Source organism: Streptococcus oralis subsp. dentisani (assembly GCF_003944205.1).
GTDB lineage: Bacteria > Bacillota > Bacilli > Lactobacillales > Streptococcaceae > Streptococcus > Streptococcus oralis_BH.
In genome coordinates, this window is the sequence record NZ_RJPH01000050.1 from 1 (window position 1) to 535 (window position 535).

Sequence of the window (535 nt, forward strand, 5' to 3'; positions counted from 1 at the left end):
ATCAGTAAGCGCGAGCCAAAGTGCCTCAGCTTCGGCATCTAACAACCAGAACTCAGCTTCTATCTCAGCAAGCGCGAGCCAGTCTGCGTCAATTAGTGCAAGCCAAAGCGCTTCAGCATCAGTAAGTGCAAGCATCAGTGCAAGCCAATCAGCATCAAGCTCAGCAAGCGCGAGCCAAAGTGCTTCAGCAAGTGCGAGCGTAAGTGCTTCTGTAAGCTCAAGCCAATCAGCTTCAGCATCAGTAAGTGCAAGTCACTCAGCATCTGTATCAGCTAGCCAATCAGCCAGCGCCTCTGTATCAGCAAGTCAAAGTGCTTCAACATCAGTAAGCGCGAGCCAAAGTGCCTCAGCTTCGGCATCTAACAACCAGAACTCAGCTTCTATCTCAGCAAGCGCGAGCCAGTCTGCGTCAATTAGTGCAAGCCAAAGCGCTTCAGCATCAGTAAGTGCAAGCATCAGTGCAAGCCAATCAGCATCAAGCTCAGCAAGCGCGAGCCAAAGTGCTTCAGCAAGTGCGAGCGTAAGTGCTTCTGTA

Annotated in this window: 1 protein-coding gene; it reads left to right on the forward strand. The window is 51.2% G+C overall.

Annotated elements, in window-relative coordinates; all coding sequences use genetic code 11:
• The coding region (locus D8805_RS10075; protein WP_185774607.1) for a hypothetical protein at positions 1–535 on the forward strand (535 nt) is incomplete at both ends.